General features: G+C 39.6%; 15 protein-coding genes and 1 tRNA gene. 13 read left to right on the plus strand and 3 right to left on the minus strand.

Annotated elements, in window-relative coordinates:
• The first annotated feature begins 12 nt into the window (after positions 1–12).
• The 3 genes from E1I69_RS04670 (at position 13) to E1I69_RS04680 (ending at position 5,069) form a co-directional block, all read left to right on the plus strand.
• A complete protein-coding gene (locus E1I69_RS04670; RefSeq protein ID WP_136378445.1) occupies positions 13–2,148 on the plus strand; it encodes a sigma 54-interacting transcriptional regulator in 2,136 nt (711 codons plus the stop codon).
• A gap of 105 nt (positions 2,149–2,253) precedes the next feature.
• Positions 2,254–3,609, plus strand: coding sequence for a 4-aminobutyrate--2-oxoglutarate transaminase (gabT, locus tag E1I69_RS04675; protein ID WP_136378446.1), 1,356 nt, complete (start codon positions 2,254–2,256; stop codon positions 3,607–3,609).
• A gap of 44 nt (positions 3,610–3,653) precedes the next feature.
• Positions 3,654–5,069 (plus strand): NAD-dependent succinate-semialdehyde dehydrogenase, encoded by a 1,416-nt coding sequence (locus E1I69_RS04680; RefSeq protein ID WP_136378554.1) that lies wholly within the window; start codon positions 3,654–3,656, stop codon positions 5,067–5,069.
• A 79-nt stretch (positions 5,070–5,148) separates the two neighbouring features.
• Here E1I69_RS04680 and E1I69_RS04685 read toward each other — a convergent pair whose 3' ends face one another.
• Entirely contained in the window at positions 5,149–6,462 is a 1,314-nt protein-coding gene (locus E1I69_RS04685) for an aspartate aminotransferase family protein (protein WP_136378447.1), read from the minus strand.
• A 399-nt stretch (positions 6,463–6,861) separates the two neighbouring features.
• On the opposite strand from E1I69_RS04685, the gene E1I69_RS04690 reads away from it, so the two are divergent.
• The 5 genes from E1I69_RS04690 (at position 6,862) to E1I69_RS04710 (ending at position 10,578) form a co-directional block, all read left to right on the plus strand.
• Positions 6,862–7,320, plus strand: a complete 459-nt coding sequence (locus E1I69_RS04690) for an NUDIX hydrolase (RefSeq protein ID WP_136378448.1) — start codon at positions 6,862–6,864, stop codon at positions 7,318–7,320.
• Between the two features lie 18 nt (positions 7,321–7,338).
• Positions 7,339–8,229, plus strand: a complete 891-nt coding sequence (gene rapZ, locus E1I69_RS04695) for an RNase adapter RapZ (RefSeq protein WP_136378449.1) — start codon at positions 7,339–7,341, stop codon at positions 8,227–8,229.
• Entirely contained in the window at positions 8,229–9,200 is a 972-nt protein-coding gene (locus E1I69_RS04700; RefSeq protein ID WP_136378450.1) for a gluconeogenesis factor YvcK family protein, read from the plus strand. Before rapZ ends, E1I69_RS04700 begins: the two co-directional genes overlap by 1 nt.
• Positions 9,201–9,240: 40 nt before the next feature.
• Positions 9,241–10,182 carry a DNA-binding protein WhiA gene (gene whiA, locus E1I69_RS04705; RefSeq protein ID WP_136378451.1) on the plus strand — a complete coding sequence of 314 codons (942 nt, stop codon included), beginning with the start codon at positions 9,241–9,243 and terminating at the stop codon, positions 10,180–10,182.
• 138 nt (positions 10,183–10,320) lie between these two features.
• Entirely contained in the window at positions 10,321–10,578 is a 258-nt protein-coding gene (locus tag E1I69_RS04710; RefSeq protein ID WP_136378452.1) for an HPr family phosphocarrier protein, read from the plus strand.
• Positions 10,579–10,617: 39 nt separating this feature from the next.
• Here E1I69_RS04710 and clpP read toward each other — a convergent pair whose 3' ends face one another.
• Positions 10,618–11,211, minus strand: a complete 594-nt coding sequence (gene clpP, locus E1I69_RS04715; RefSeq protein WP_116353406.1) for an ATP-dependent Clp endopeptidase proteolytic subunit ClpP — start codon at positions 11,209–11,211, stop codon at positions 10,618–10,620.
• Positions 11,212–11,465: 254 nt separating this feature from the next.
• Here clpP and E1I69_RS04720 point away from each other — a divergent pair.
• A tRNA-Arg gene (locus E1I69_RS04720) sits at positions 11,466–11,537 on the plus strand.
• A 453-nt stretch (positions 11,538–11,990) separates the two neighbouring features.
• On the opposite strand, the gene E1I69_RS24340 is transcribed toward E1I69_RS04720, so the two are convergent.
• Complete coding sequence (locus tag E1I69_RS24340) at positions 11,991–12,158, minus strand: hypothetical protein (protein ID WP_154670394.1); 168 nt, start codon at positions 12,156–12,158, stop codon at positions 11,991–11,993.
• Positions 12,159–12,358: 200 nt separating this feature from the next.
• Here E1I69_RS24340 and rpoN point away from each other — a divergent pair, with 200 nt between their 5' ends.
• From rpoN to gap, 4 genes are all read left to right on the plus strand, one after another.
• Positions 12,359–13,663 (plus strand): RNA polymerase factor sigma-54, encoded by a 1,305-nt coding sequence (gene rpoN / locus E1I69_RS04725; protein WP_207308510.1) that lies wholly within the window; start codon positions 12,359–12,361, stop codon positions 13,661–13,663.
• Between the two features lie 26 nt (positions 13,664–13,689).
• Positions 13,690–13,935 carry a glutaredoxin family protein gene (locus tag E1I69_RS04730; RefSeq protein ID WP_136378555.1) on the plus strand — a complete coding sequence of 82 codons (246 nt, stop codon included), beginning with the start codon at positions 13,690–13,692 and terminating at the stop codon, positions 13,933–13,935.
• 407 nt (positions 13,936–14,342) lie between these two features.
• A complete protein-coding gene (locus tag E1I69_RS04735; protein ID WP_136378454.1) occupies positions 14,343–15,362 on the plus strand; it encodes a sugar-binding transcriptional regulator in 1,020 nt (339 codons plus the stop codon).
• A gap of 51 nt (positions 15,363–15,413) precedes the next feature.
• A complete protein-coding gene (gap, locus tag E1I69_RS04740; protein WP_116353409.1) occupies positions 15,414–16,421 on the plus strand; it encodes a type I glyceraldehyde-3-phosphate dehydrogenase in 1,008 nt (335 codons plus the stop codon).
• The last annotated feature ends 20 nt before the right edge of the window (positions 16,422–16,441 follow it).

Below are 16,441 nucleotides of genomic sequence, written 5' to 3' on the forward strand. Positions count from 1 at the left end.
GGATAGTCGTTCATGTTTTCAGTTGATCCAAAAAATATTAAACCCTTAGTTGTAATGGACATCGAATCACTTGAAAGAGATCATGATGCGTTTCGTATTGGAAAAACTCAAGAACCCTACCTTTTTATTAAAAAGAATCAAAGAACCATTGGGTATATCCCTATGAAATTATTTTCAAGGGATGGGGGAGAGGAGAAGGAAATCACAGAAGAAAAGATTATGAAGCAACTAATTCCTATCGAGAAAATCTCGCAGTTAAGTAAAAAGATTTCCCTACCTATCGTCTTCCAAATTATTGGTGAGCCCTTTGCTTTGGTAAGGGACGATGCTGGAGAAATTAGTGGATACATACCGAGAGAAGAACTATTAGCTGAAATGTTCCGTCAAGGGAACCAGAATATTGATTTATTGAAGGTTATATTAACCTCGATTCCAATGGGGATATTTGTTGTGGATCGTGATAGAAATATCGTGTCCTACAATGAATCAGCTTTAGAAATGATAAAATTGTCTCCAGAACATGTACTACATACACCCGCAGAGAAAATCTTCGCAAAAGAACACATCAATAGCGTATTTCAAACAGGATCCACAGTTTTAAATCAGCTTCACATTACATCATCTATGAGTGTTTTAGTTGATTACAGCCCAATCTATACTCCTGAGAAACAGGTTGATGGAATGGTCATCATCGTACAAGACCTTCCAATGGTTGAAGAAATGGCGAATGAAATTGAATATATCAAGGATTTAAATCATGATATGCAAGCAATCCTTTCTAGTGTTTACGACGAAATTCTAGTAGTGAATGCGAAGGGAGAATTGATTCGTTTTAGTGATACAGAAATCTCACAGTTTTGGGGTGTTGAATTAAAAAGCCTGCTAGGAAAAAACATTATCGAACTTGAACAAAAAGGTTTATTTACCCCCTCGGTTACGAGATTAGTCCTAGAACAAAAGAAAAAAGTTTCTGTGGTTCAAGAGACGAAAGCTGGAAAAAGGATTCTTGCCGTTGGGAAGCCAGTATTTAATGAAAATGGGGAACTTATTCGAATAATAATTGCCTCCCGGGATATTACAGAAACGACAAAATTGAAGAACGAACTTCGCCATATGAAGGAAATTTCAGACCAGTATAAACGTGAACTCGATGATATGAAAACAAAGGATTTGTTTTATAAAAAGCTCATTTATTGTAGTCCGAAAATGGAAGAAATCATGACACAGGTAAAAAAGATTGCCGATTTTTCCTCAACTGTCTTAATAAACGGAGAATCAGGTGTTGGGAAAGAGGTGATTGCTCAAGCGATTCACCAGCTAGGAAGACGTTCGAAAAAACCTTTTCTTAAGCTGAATTGTGGAGCAATTCCAGAGAACCTACTGGAAAGTGAGTTGTTTGGGTATAGCAAGGGCGCGTTTACAGGGGCAGACAAAAATGGAAAGGAAGGCTACTTTAAACAAGCCGATGGGGGTGTCCTCTTTCTTGATGAAATTGGTGAAATGCCATTGCATTTACAAGTGAAACTACTAAGGGTTCTTCAAGAGCAAGAGGTAATTCCAATTGGGAGCACAAAACCCATTAAAGTGGATGTTCAGATTGTTGCAGCTACTAATAAAGACCTTGAAAAAATGGTGGAAAAACGCGAATTTCGGGAGGATTTATATTATCGATTAAATGTGATACCAATCCATATTCCGCCATTAAGAGAAAGACCTGAGGATATACCGTTACTTGCCTTTCACTTCGTCCAACAAATGAATGAGCGATATGATAAGAACTATCATTTAACTCCTGATGCTCTAAATCTATTAGAGGTCCATTCATGGCCAGGAAATATTCGAGAACTTCAAAATATGATTGAGCGGCTTGTGGTATCAGCTGATGATGAAGCCATTGATGCTGAATTTGTGAATCGATTCCTTGTTCTTGGGAAGGACGTAAAAAGTTCTAAGCCGATTGTAACAAAAATCCTACCACTTCAGGAAGCCATAGAATCGGTTGAGGAACAGCTAATATTACTAGCGATAAAACAATACAAAACGACAACGAAAGCAGCAAAAGTACTAGGAATAAGTCAATCCTCTGTTAGTAGGAAATATCAAAAAATAGTAGCTGAGCAGCATGGCAATATAGAAAATGTGTACTAAGAAAAAACGATTGGTTCTTATATGGAATCAATCGTTTTTTTCTTTAATTATTGGCATAGTTTTTGCATTAATTAAAATAACATAGTTCAGAAAGGATGATGGAGGATGGGGTATGCATCAATTAAAACAAGTCTACCTGGAAATAGATCAAGAGAATTATTAGAACGAAGACAGCAAGCGGTTCCAAAGGGAGTTAGCTTTGGAGCACCACTTTTTGCCCAGTCGGCAGAAGGAGCCTTAATTCAGGACGTCGATGGAAACACATTTATTGATTTCGTTGGAGCGATTGGAACCATTAATGTAGGGCATTGTCATCCAAAAGTGAAGCAGGCTCTTCATGAGCAGATCGATCAATTTATTCATACTGGATTTAATATTATGATGTATGAGGCATATATTGAACTTGCTGAGAGGCTTGCTCGTATTGCTCCAGGAAACCATGATAAAAAAGTGTTGTTTCAAAATAGTGGTGCAGAAGCCGTTGAAAATGCCGTAAAAATTGCTAGAAAATATACGAAAAGACAGGGTATTGTTTCGTTTTCAAAGGGCTTCCATGGTAGAACCTTATTAACGATGACAATGACGAGCAAGGTAAAGCCTTATAAATATGAATTTGGTCCGTTTGCGCCTGAGATTTATAAAGCACCATATCCATATCATTTTCGTCGACCGCAAGGATTAACGATTGATCAATATGAGGAATATATGGTAGAGGAATTCCGAAACTTCCTCATAACCGAAGTAGCCCCAGAAACAATTGCCGCGGTAGTCATGGAGCCAGTCCAGGGGGAGGGTGGTTTTATCATACCTGGTAAACGTTTCGTTCAAGGAGTCTATGAAGCTTGCAAAGAATATGGAATTCTTTTTATAGCCGATGAAATACAAACAGGATTTGCGAGGACGGGACGCTATTTTGCGATTGATCATTTTGATGTCGTTCCTGACATTATCACGGTTTCGAAATCTATGGGGGCAGGTGTCCCAATTAGCGGGGTAATTGGTCGCAAGGAAATGATGGATCAATCAGATCCGGGTGAACTAGGGGGTACTTATAGTGGAAGTCCGCTTGGATGTAGGGCAGCCTTAGCTGTTCTTGATATTATTGAAGAAGAACAACTTAATGAAAAAGCACAAAAAATCGGATTTAGGGTTATCGAAAAGTTTGAACAGTTGTATGATAAATATGAGTGTATCGGTGATATACGTGGACTTGGTGCGATGTGCGCCATGGAGATCGTCGAAGATCGCCTCACAAAAACTCCATCTAAGAAACTAACAAATGAAATTATTCAGGAAGCAAATAAACGTGGGCTCCTGTTATTAAGTGCAGGTGTCTATGGAAATGTCATTCGCCTTCTGATGCCAATTATTATCACCGACGAACAGCTAGACGAAGGACTGAAGATTTTAGAACAATCCATTGAAACAGTTGAACAACGAAGACATATTTTTACGAATTAACATGGGAGATTCAAAGGGAGGTAGTGTAGATGCCAACACATTTTATGTACATTAATGGGGAACAGGTCGAAAGTGACACGAAGGATATCATTGAAGTTATCAATCCTGCTACTAATAAGGTAATCGCTTCCGTTCCAAAGGGAGGAAAGCCTGAAGCAAGAAGAGCAGTAGATGCTGCTCATGCTGCTTTTAAAGAATGGTCTAAAAAAACGGCAGGGGAACGTGGACAGTTACTGATGAAATGGTTTTATTTAATTGATGAACATAAAGAAGAGCTAGGTCGATTAATGACAGAAGAGCAAGGAAAGCCATTAAAGGAAGCGGTTGGTGAAATTGCTTATGCAAACAGCTTTATTTCCTGGTATGCGGAAGAGGGAAAAAGAATCTACGGGGAAACAATTCCATCATCCCATCCAAATAAACGAATTTTAGTACACAAACAACCAGTAGGAGTTATTGCGGCCATCACCCCTTGGAATTTTCCGGCCGCCATGATTACTCGGAAAGTAGCACCAGCACTTGCTGCGGGTTGTACAGCTGTCGTAAAGCCGGCTTCACAAACCCCTCTTACAGCCATAAGGCTTGCTGAACTTGCCGGAGAGGCAGGTATCCCTCATGGTGTTATTAATGTCGTTACTGGAAATGCACGCGCCATTGGTGATGCTTGGCTAGAGGATGAACGTGTTCGAAAATTGACATTTACAGGCTCAACTGAGATCGGAAAGGTGTTAATGAAGGGGGCTGCTGATACAGTTAAGAAAATTTCCCTTGAGCTTGGGGGCCACGCTCCTTTTATTATTATGGATGATGCTGACCTTACGAAAGCAGTTGAAGGTGTAATTGGATCTAAATTTAGAAATGCGGGTCAAACCTGCATTTGTACAAATCGAATATACGTCCATGAGTCTATTGCAGATGCTTTTCAGGAAAAATTCCAAAAAGCTGTTGCTGATCTCAAGGTGGGGAACGGTCTTGAGGAAGGTGTGGATATTGGACCATTAATTGATGAGGCTGCACTTGAAAAGGTAACAGAACATATAGAGGATGCCGTTTCAAAGGGAGCAACTATCCTTCATGGAGGAAAAAGAATTTACGATAACGATGGTTATTATCATGAGCCGACAGTTCTAGCAAACGTGTCAGATGAGATGATTTGTATGAAGGAAGAGACATTTGGTCCGTTAGCGCCTGTCACCACTTTCAAAACGGAAGAAGAGGCCATTGAACGTGCGAACAACTCACCATATGGATTAGCCGCTTATGTCTTTACTGAAAATATTGGGAAGGCTATACGCATAAGTGAGCAGCTCGAATATGGAATTGTTGGTTTAAATGATGGACTTCCTTCAGTAGCTCAAGCTCCATTTGGTGGCTTTAAAGAAAGTGGACTTGGAAGAGAAGGCGGACACTTTGGAATTGATGAATATATTGAAGTCAAATACATTTCAATCGCATTCTAACTTTATCAAAAAAACTGCCTCATTCAATTAAGAATCGGGCAGTTTTTTTTGTGTGGATGAAGTGGTTGAAATTGATGAATTAGACACTTCGTTCAACCCTAAAAATTGCGTGATGCAGCATTTCAATTAATAGGTTTACTTCATCTTTATTTATGCAAAGTGGAGGTGCAAAGACGAGGGTATCCATCCCATCAAATACGACAGATCTACAGATAAGCCCTATTTTAGCAGCCTCATTTACAATTCTTGGGGCAAGTGGCCCTTTTACATGCTGGGGCGTATTGATTTCAACTGCGCCCATGAGACCTAAAGCACGAACATGACTGACAAGACTTGATTCACTTTGAATCCAAGAAAAACCATCAAGCATTTTAGCTCCCATTTTTGCAGAGTTTTCAATCAACCCCTCATTTTCAATGATTTCAATGTTCTTCAGTGCAACCGCGCATGCCATTGGATGGCCACTGTACGTATATCCATGCAAAAGTGTTCCCGTAGAAAGCTCTTTGAAATCTTCAAAAATCGGTTCAGATAAGACGACCCCACCTAATTGGGCATATCCGCTTGTTACCCCTTTGGCAAAGCACATCATGTCTGGCGCTACCCCATAATGATCGACACCGAAATATTTACCAGTACGGCCAAATCCGGTTATCACTTCATCGGTTATCCATAAAATATTGTTTTCCTTGCAAATGTCTCTTACTTCTTTAAAATAGCCATCAGATGCGATATGGACACCACCAGCACCTTGAACTGGCTCTGAAACAAATGCCGCAATTGTTTCCGGTCCCTCTGTTTCAATTGTTCGTCGCAAATCCTCGGCTGACATATTATCGGTATAATAAAAATCTGGGGCTAATGAATTGGTAAAATCTCTAAATGGCTTCAAACCTGTGGCACTGGTCGAGCCCATGGCAACTCCATGGTAAGATCTTTTTCGAGAGAGGATTTTCTTTTTCTCAGGCATTTCACGTAACATCCAATAATGGCGAGCTAATTTATAGGCCGTATCATTTGCTTCTGATCCTCCTGAGGTAAAGAATGTGGTTGATAAGTTTCCTGGTGAGATGTCTGCAAGCTTTGCGGCCAACCGAATCGCGGGTTCATTACTAAACGTCGCAAAACATGAACTAAACGCGAGTTTGTTCATTTGTTCTTGAGCCGCTTGTCCCAATTCCTTCCGGCCATGCCCGATATTGACATTCCATAAAGAGGACATGCCATCAAGCACCCGTTTTCCATTCACGTCCTCAAGGAACACACCTTCTCCTTTTGTAAAAATAAACGCGGGACCGAAATCCTGTTGTTGCTGAATCGGTGAGGTTGGATGTAAAAAATGTTTCTGGTCAAGTTCTATCAATTCTTGACGTATCATCAATTTTTCGTTCATTCACATTCCTCCTTCGTTCATTTGGCGCAAGTTCACACATTTCTTAAAATATATGCGTAAGGTTCAAGCTTTTGAACTATGAATATGGAATAGAACGTATAGAATTCGGGTGAATATTTCTTTTTGTAAAGGACAACCTTAAATTCGTAATTATGTTTTAACTCTCCTGTAACACGGATGAAATATATTTTGAGTATGATAATAGTAGTAATTGACCCCCTTTTTATAAAATAGATTTATTTTGGGCACAGGTTTATCCCTGTGCCCCCTTTTTTTGTCTCAAAATCAATATGTAAATCTTGTTCGTTGTGAGTACCTGTTAGAAATAGTATAATAATAACGATAAGATTGCTTACAAACGGTCTGCCTTGACACGGGACCGACTTGGGGTGAAAGAGAGTGCAAAGAGTAACAAATTGCGTAGTACGCAAAGATAATAAAGTATTGCTATTGCAAAAGCCACGACGCGGATGGTGGGTAGCACCTGGAGGAAAGATGGAGCCAGGTGAATCAGTCCGTGACTCCTGTATCCGGGAATACCGTGAGGAAACAGGGTTATATCTTAAAAATCCAGATATTAAAGGGATTTTTACATTTATCATTAAAGAAGGCGATAAGGTAACCTCCGAATGGATGATGTTTTCTTTTTTAGCCAATGATTTTGAAGGCGAAAATGTCGATGAATCCGAAGAGGGCATCCTGAAATGGCAGGATATTAAGGATATACCTAATTTGCCGATGGCCCCTGGCGATTATCATATTTTGGATTACGTACTTAAAGGTTCTGGGGTAATATATGGAACATTTACATATACACCAGATTTTGAATTACTTTCATACAGATTAGATCCTAGTTAGATATGGGGAGGCAAAACGATGAGTGTTGGTTCAACTAGTGAAATACAATTAGTGATCATAACGGGAATGTCAGGTGCAGGTAAGACAGTCGCGATTCAAAGCTTTGAGGATTTAGGGTATTTTTGTGTAGATAACCTCCCTCCAACTTTACTTCCGAAATTTCTTGAGCTGATGAAGGAATCTGGAGGGAAAATGGATAAAGTTGCGCTTGTTATGGACTTACGTGGGCGCGAATTTTTCGATAGCTTATTCGCATCCCTTGACGATCTTTCAGAGGTTTCATGGATTGCGCCGCAAATTTTATTTTTAGATGCAAAGGATGCAACGCTTGTTACACGTTATAAGGAAACAAGGCGTTCCCATCCACTAGCTCCAACTGGTTCGCCACTCGAAGGTATTCAGGCTGAACGGGAAATCCTAGAGGAGATGAAGGGAAGGGCTCAGTATATTTATGATACTTCAGAATTAAAACCAAGGGAACTGCGGGAAAAAATTCTAAAGCAGTTCGCATCGCAATCAAGACCTACCTTTTCGGTCAACGTGATGTCATTTGGCTTTAAATATGGTATCCCGATTGATGCTGACCTCGTGTTTGATGTGCGTTTTCTCCCGAATCCTCATTACATCGAGGCGATGAGACCAAAGACTGGGCTTGACAATGATGTATCAAGCTATGTTCTAAAATGGACAGAAACCCAGAAGTTTATCGAAAAAGTAACGGATCTACTTGCATTTATGCTCCCACAATACAAGCGGGAAGGAAAAAGCCAGCTTGTGATTGCAATTGGATGTACGGGCGGACAGCACCGTTCCGTTACTCTTGCCGAATATATCGCAAATCATTTCAAGGATGACTATCAAACTCATGTTTCTCACCGCGATATTGAGAGGAGAAAGGAAAGAAAGTAATGACCAATCCAAAACAGCCTAAGATTGTCATCATTGGTGGGGGAACGGGTCTTTCCGTACTTTTACGAGGGTTAAAATATCAGCCAGTTGATATTACAGCCATTGTAACAGTAGCGGATGATGGGGGATCCTCTGGTCGCCTTCGTGATGAGATGGATATTCCACCACCTGGTGATATTCGAAATGTATTAGCAGCCCTTTCAGATGTGGAGCCCTTGATTGAGGATTTGTTCCAGCATCGGTTTGCAGGTGGAAATGGCTTATCTGGTCATTCACTTGGAAACTTGATCCTTGCGGCAATGACAACGATAACTGGTGATTTTGTTCACGCAGTAACTGAAATGAGTAAAGTCCTAAAAGTAAGAGGAAAAGTCCTACCAGCAGCGAATAAAAGTGTCGTTTTAAATGCTGAAATGGAGGACGGTACTGTTGTTACAGGGGAGTCAAAAATTCCTTACTCCGGTAAAAAGATCAAACGTGTCTTTTTAACACCAGATGATGTGGAGCCACTAAACGAATCAATTGAAAAAATTCGTGAAGCTGATATGATTGTCATCGGCCCTGGCAGCCTATATACAAGTATTTTGCCGAATTTGCTTGTACCCAAAATTGGTGATGAGGTCGTTAAAGCCAAAGCAAAAAAGGTCTATATTTGTAACGTGATGACACAAGCAGGGGAAACCTTGAACTATTCAGCGAGCGACCACGTTCAGGCTTTAATGGATCATATGGGCTTAAGGTTTATTGATACCATTTTGGTCAATGATGGTGATATCCCAGAACACATCAAGGAAAAGTATGCAAAAGAACTAGCAAAGCCTGTTGTGTATGACGTAGAAAGACTTTCTACTTTAGGTCTATCCATCATTAATGATAAAATCATTTCATATGATAACGATGTAATAAGACATGATACAACAAAAGTAGCAGATCTTTTATATAATATGGTTATAGAAAATAAAAATGGGTGATTGAATCAATCACCCTCATGATAAAAGGAGGGTGGAACCTGTGTCATTTGCATCAGAGACGAAAAAAGAACTGACAAACCTAGACATCAAAGATTGCTGCGCAAAAGCCGAGCTTTCCGCTTTGATTCGAATGAATGGCGCACTTTCCTTCTCCAATCAAAAAGTAGTGGTGGATATCCAAACGGAAAACGCCGCTATTGCGAGAAGAATTTATACATTGCTAAAAAAATGCTATAATGTGGGTGTTGAGCTTCTCGTTCGTAAAAAAATGAGACTCAAGAAAAACAATGTATATATTGTTCGGCTTATTGAGGACGCAAAGGATATTTTAGAAGATTTAAAGATTTTTGAAGGTTTTTCCTTACAACAAGAAATCTCTCCGGCACTTGTGGCGAAAAAATGCTGCAAACGCTCCTATTTACGCGGAGCTTTTTTAGCAGGGGGATCAGTTAATAATCCTGAAACATCCTCGTACCATCTTGAGATTTTTTCATTATATAAAGATCATAATGATTCCCTTTGTGAATTAATGAACGTTTTTGATCTAAACGCCAAAACATTAGAGCGTAAAAAAGGTTATATTACGTACTTAAAAGAAGCGGAAAAAATCACCGAGTTCCTCAATGTCATTGGCGCCCACCAAGCATTACTTCGCTTTGAGGATGTACGCATTGTTCGCGACATGCGAAATTCAGTGAACCGGCTTGTGAACTGTGAAACGGCAAACTTAAATAAGACAATCGGCGCTTCCATTCGTCAAGTAGAAAATATCCGATACATTGATGAAACAGTCGGTCTTGGCATTTTACCAGATAAGCTAAGAGAAATTGCTGAGCTCAGAGTCGCCTACCAGGATGTCACTCTAAAAGAGCTAGGAGAAATGGTAACATCCGGAAAGATCAGCAAATCAGGGATTAACCATCGCCTTCGAAAAATTGATGAAATTGCCGACAAGCTCCGTGCAGGCCAATCTATCAAGTGAGGGCCTTGCTCACTTGGAAAGAAATAAAGCGCTGTCATTTTGAAACCTTTTTGGTTTGTTCTACGTAAGAATAGAAAACGACGAATTAGAAAAAACAAACAACTTAAGAATTGCACACAAATTTGAGGAGGAAGAAAAATGGTTGAAAAACATGTAGAGGTTGTATTAAGAACGGGATTACAAGCACGTCCTGCAGCAATGTTTGTCCAAGAAGCAAATAAATTTTCTGCGGACATCTTTTTAGAAAAGGATGGGAAAAAGGTAAATGCTAAAAGCATAATGGGACTAATGAGTTTAGCCATTGGCTCAGGTGCAACAATTACCCTAATCGCAGAGGGAAATGATGAAGAAGCTGCGGTTGAAGCCTTAACTGAATTTGTTCAAAAAGAAGCATAAAAAAATCCTCTCACGATGCGATGTGAGAGGATTTTTTTCTTATTTGTTGTTATCTTGTGGATACATAACCTTGTCGATGAGACCATACTCCATTGCTCTTTCAGCTGTCATGAAGTTGTCACGGTCTGTATCTCTTTGTAAAACCTCTAAAGGTTGACCAGTACGCTCTGATAAAATTTGGTTTAGCTTTTCGCGTAAGAAAAGAATGCGTTTCGCTGCAATTTCAATTTCAGTTGCTTGCCCTTGTGCGCCACCAAGTGGTTGGTGAATCATAACTTCACTATTAGGAAGCGCAAATCGCTTGCCTTTTTCACCAGCAGCAAGTAAGAAAGCACCCATTGATGCAGCCATACCGATACAAATAGTAGAAACTTTTGGCTTGATAAACTGCATGGTATCATAGATCGCCATACCAGCTGTGATTGAACCACCAGGGCTGTTGATGTATAAAGAAATATCTTTTTCAGGATCCTCAGCGGCTAAGAACAATAACTGAGACACGATTGAGTTTGCAACATTATCATCAATCGCACTTCCAAGCATGATAATACGGTCTTTTAATAAACGTGAGTAGATGTCATATGCGCGCTCTCCACGGTTTGTTTGCTCAATAACTGTAGGTATTAAATTCATTTTACTTCCTCCTTCAAACAAATTAAAAGGTTTGTTATGTATTCCCATCATACAATTAAGGTCAGTAAAGGTCAAACAATTCGCTTTACTACCTTATACTATTCTACAAACGATTATCCCATACCTCTTTAAGCACGGAAAAAATCAAAATTTCATACGTATTCCATCATAACCGATTTGAGGAGATTTAAACATACATCTTGCAATCAAAAGCTTTCTATCCTATAATGATGAGTGCAGTTTATCTAAAATATGCCCTCGTAGTGTAGTGGATAGCACAAGAGATTCCGGTTCTCTTATCGTGGGTTCGAATCCTGCCGAGGGCGCTATAAGAAAAATGACCAGAGAAAATCTCCAGGTCATTTTTTGTTAAATGAGGTAATCGTCCCCTCACCGGTCCAAAATCGAACAAAGAGGGAACGCAAATGGTGTAATCGTCCCCTCACCGGTCCAAAATTGAACAAAAAGGGAACGCAAATGGTGTAATCGTCCCCTCACCGGTTCAAAATTGTACGAAAAGGGAACGCAAAAGGAGTAATCGTCCCCTCACCGGTTCAAAATTGTACGAAAAGGGAACGCAAAAGGCGTAATCGTCCCCTCATCGGATCAAAATTGAACAAAAAGGGAACGCAAATGGTGTAATCGTCCCCTCACCGGTCCAAAATCGAACAAAAAGGGATCGCAAACCGCATAATCGTCCCCTCACTATTCTAAATTCCAAAAACGATAGCACGAATAACGCCATCTCCATCACAATCTTTTACTACTTTCAAATCAACCTAATTATCCTTATACCCCAATGTTCCATCATACACGTCCTCATCAACTGGATTCACAGCCCACATCGTTTGAATGGGATCGAACTCTGATGCAAACTCTTCTTTGTTCTTCGCTTCGTCCAGTGTTCCTGTGACTGGGCCTGTGTATATGATTTCATTCTTTTTCAACAATAATCACCTCTTTAAGGTAGATTCTTTCAAAAAATGAATAAAAATGCGTGCTAAAATTTAACTTTTTCGATACGATAGAAGTAAGATAAAATTAACGTAGTATCCTTTTAGTCAAAAAGGTAATTTAAATTGCGAACAAAAAAGTAAACGCTTCCAATTAATGAATAACTCAAAGGAAGGGGGAACCATGAGTGAATATGCAAACTGGACTTTTTCAACAGCAATCTATAAAGCTAGTCATGACAAAGGAATTAACGCAGGCAATTACTCTTTTACAATACTCTTCTTTGGATTTGACTAAATTTCTAGAAGAGCAGACACTAGAAAATCCCCTCATTGATGTAAAACGATCGGACTTTGATCGCCCCAAAAAAATGAAGGTCACTAAAGATACGTACACTAATCCAATCGACTATATTGGTAAAAAAGAAACAACTTTATATGAGCATTTGCTAACACAACTGTCATATATGAAAATTAATAACAAGAAAAAACGGATGGGTGAATATATCATCCAGCTACTCGACAGCAATGGGTATTTGTATTTTCCTACAGAGGAAATAGCGAGGGATCTCAATACCGACACAGAAACCATTGAAAATGCGATTCGTATTGTTCAAAGCTTGGATCCGATTGGGGTAGGAGCGAGATCTCTACAGGAATGTATTCTCTTACAATTGAAGGCACTCCCAAACCGAAACAGTTTAGCGGAGATCATTATACAAGATCATTTTGAACGATTCGCCGAAAAGTCATGGAAGGAAATCGCCAAGGACCTAAATGTAAAGCTTTTTGATATTCAGCAAGTGTTTGATTTTATCCAAACGCTAAAGCCAAGACCAGGAGCAGCCTTTCATGGCGGGGAAGCACATTATATTGTACCGGATTTCGATATCCTGGTAGAAGACGGTGTCGTCACAATGAAAATGCAAGACTCGTACCTGCCAAAGGTATCGTTGAACATCCAATATTATCAGCATTTTTTAGAGGAAAAGGATAGCAAAACAAAATCCTATCTTCAGGAAAAAGTGGATCAGTGTCAGTGGATCATGAGAAGTTTGGAGCAACGAAAAATGACCTTGCAAAATGTCATGAGTGAAATTATTAATCGCCAAATGGATTTTTTTATAAAGGGACCAGCACATTTAAAGCCGCTCATTATGAGTGATGTTGCCGATGCTTTAGACATTCATGAATCAACAGTTAGCCGTGCGGTAAAGGATAAATTTGTGCAAACCCCATTTGGGATTTATGAGATGAAGTATTTCTTTAGTCGGAATATCCAGACAACGGGTGAGACTGATACGTCATCTACCCAAGTGAAAAATGTTATGAAACAGATGATTGAAGTGGAAAATAAGGAAAAGCCTTTGTCAGACCAAGAAATTGTCAGTATACTTGAGGAGGAGCATGGTATTCTTGTATCGAGACGAACCATCGCAAAATACCGTGACCAATTAAACATACCATCTTCGACGAAACGAAAACGGTACAGCAGGTAGATTGGAAGTGTAAAAAATTGAATCGCATTCAGGTAACGATGTATTCAAAGGAGAATTGCTCTCTTTGTACAAAAGCAAAAAAAGTAATTGAGGAATTAAGCGAAGAGTACCCGATAGAACTTCACGAAATTGACATTTATAAAGATGACCAACTTTTGGAAAAATATCAGATCATGATTCCAGTTATCGAAATCGGTAGAACTGAAGTGGAGTATGGGATCATTCATAAAGAAACAATCCAAGAGTATTTGAATCATTTATTGAAAAAATAAGGTTTATCCCAACTGCCTAAAAAATAGGCAGTTTTCCCCGCATTAACGGACAGTAAGAATCGCACTTTAAGAGACTATGTATAAATCAATCTAGGATAGGTGTGAATCAACTGCCCGTAAAAGCCCGAAAATAAGAACAAAGACTAAGAACGCCACGTCCTGTGGCAACGTCTTTGTGACCCACATCATGTGGACCTCAACTAACCATCAAAGAAGGATTTAGAAATCCCCCTTTGAAGGAAGTTTCACTTTATTTATTGCTTTCTTTTAAAAGTATTGTTACTATAATAAATGTAACCGACGATATTCAATTATCACTGATGTGTTTTTTTTTACTGTAAGTGGGACATAATATGTCACACCGGGACAAAAAGAGTCCCTTATGGTAAAAAAGGGGAAATGAAAAGATGAGTTCAATCATTGAGGTACAACAGAAGTTATTACCCGATTTACTCGAGGTTATGCAAAAGCGCCATGAGATCCTCAAATACATACGACTAATGCAGCCAATTGGAAGAAGGAATCTTTCAACGAGTCTTGGTCATAGCGAACGTGTCCTCCGCGGAGAAGTTGAGTTTTTAAAGAAACAAAATCTCGTGGATTTTAGCACTGCAGGTATGAGCTTGACGAAAGAGGGCGCGGAGCTTTTAAAAGACCTTGAGGATGTAATGAAGGAAGTTTTAGGTTTAAGGGTTTTAGAATCCAAACTTAAGGAGAAGTTAAAGATAAAAGAAGTGATTGTCGTCCCAGGCGACAGTGACACGACTCCTTGGGTGAAAAAAGAAATGGGAAGAGCTTGCGTTTCAAGAATAAAACAAAGGCTTTTTGGAGAAAATATCGTCGCAGTTACAGGTGGTACAACACTTGCTGAGGTGGCAGAAATGATGACCCCAGATTCGAAAGGGCGAAGCATTTTATTTGTACCGGCAAGAGGTGGGTTAGGAGAACGAGTGGAAAATCAAGCAAATACAATTTGCGCGAAAATGGCCGAAAAAGCCTCGGGTGATTATCGACTCCTTCATGTACCTGATGTTGTGAGCAATGAAGCGTACCATTCTTTTGTGGCAGAACCATCGATCCGAGATGTCTTGAGCTTGATAAAGTCATCAAGTATGGTTGTTCACGGAATAGGAGACGCTATTACAATGGCAAAGCGTCGCAAGACAGATGAAGAGGATATGAAAAAAATCTTTGAATCTCATGCGGTCGCAGAGGCCTTTGGCTATTATTTTGACGAAGATGGGAATGTTGTACATCGGGTTCAAACGATTGGAATCCAGCTTAAGGATCTTCCTGCAATCCATGATGTGATTGCCGTAGCTGGTGGAGCTTCGAAGGCAATCGCCATCCAAGCTTACTTAAAGCAAGCCCCTGGAACTCTGTTAATTACAGATGAAGGTGCTGCAAAAGAGTTAATAAAGGGGTAACCCTTATATAAAAATTTCTTTAGGTTTCACATACAAAAGGAGGAAATCAAAATGGCAGTAAAAGTTGGTATTAATGGTTTTGGACGTATTGGTCGTAACGTATTACGTGCGGCTCTAAAAAATCCTAATGTAGAAGTAGTAGCAGTAAACGATTTAACAGATGCAAACATGTTAGCTCATCTATTAAAGTATGACTCTGTTCATGGTGTTCTTGATGCAGAAGTATCTGTTAATGGAAACAACCTTGTTGTAGATGGAAAAGAAATTCTTGTTAAGGCTGAGCGCGACCCAGCTCAACTTGCTTGGGGCGACCTAGGTGTTGAAGTTGTTGTTGAATCAACTGGTCGTTTCACAAAGCGCGCAGACGCTGCGAAACACTTAGAAGCTGGTGCAAAGAAAGTTATCATTTCTGCTCCTGCAACTGATGAAGATATCACAATCGTTATGGGTGTTAACGAAGACAAATATGATGCAGCAAACCACAACGTTATTTCTAATGCTTCTTGTACAACAAACTGCTTAGCACCATTTGCAAAAGTTTTACATGAAAACTTTGGAATTAAGCGTGGTATGATGACAACAATTCACTCATACACAAATGACCAACAAATTCTTGATTTACCACATAAAGATTATCGTCGTGCTCGTGCGGCAGCTGAAAACATCATTCCAACAACTACTGGTGCAGCAAAAGCTGTTTCTCTAGTATTACCTGAGTTAAAGGGTAAATTAAATGGTGGAGCTGTTCGTGTTCCAACTCCAAACGTGTCACTTGTTGACTTAGTTGCTGAATTAGATAAAGAAGTAACTGTAGAAGAAGTGAACGCAGCACTTCGCAAAGCTGCTGAAAATGAGTTAAACGGAATTATGGGTTACAGCGAAGAGCCACTAGTATCTGGTGACTATAACGGTAATGCAAATTCTTCAACTATTGATGCACTTTCTACAATGGTAATGGAAGGCAACATGGTTAAAGTGATCTCTTGGTATGATAACGAAACTGGTTACTCACACCGTGTAGTTGACCTTGTAGATTACCTTGCATCAAAAGGACTATAATTTTATTCAGCAGGGAGTAA

The organism is Bacillus timonensis (genome assembly GCF_004799755.1).
Classification (GTDB): Bacteria; Bacillota; Bacilli; order Bacillales; family Bacillaceae_L; genus Ferdinandcohnia; species Ferdinandcohnia timonensis_A.